The sequence below is a fragment of the Psychrobacter sp. AOP7-B1-24 genome (genome assembly GCF_052376215.1).
In the GTDB taxonomy this organism is placed as follows: Bacteria; Pseudomonadota; Gammaproteobacteria; order Pseudomonadales; family Moraxellaceae; genus Psychrobacter.
This window is the reverse complement of record NZ_JBQSVL010000244.1, coordinates 1-236: the sequence shown is the minus strand read 5'-3', so window position 1 is coordinate 236 and position 236 is coordinate 1. Positions and strand designations below refer to the sequence as shown.

Below are 236 nucleotides of genomic sequence, written 5' to 3'. Positions count from 1 at the left end.
TAGTATTAGGTATGATTTTTGATAAGGATGGTATAAGTCTATACTTTGTTGTATTTATCCTTCTCACCTCAACGCTTTTTGCTCTTTTCTATGTTGTATTAAGACGTCTTAGCCGAGAACTGTTTACCTACACCTATTTCCCCGTTCGTTTTAATCGTAAAGACGGCAAAGTCTACGTCATCGGTGCCAATAAAAAAGTAGAAACCTATGACTGGGGTAGTCTAAAGATACAAATG

Annotated in this window: 1 protein-coding gene; it reads left to right on the top strand. The window is 36.4% G+C overall.

Annotated elements, in window-relative coordinates; genetic code table 11:
• Positions 1-11: 11 nt before the first annotated feature.
• On the top strand, positions 12-236 hold a 225-nt coding region (locus ACT3QP_RS15210), incomplete at its 3' end, for a DUF6708 domain-containing protein (protein ID WP_444526085.1).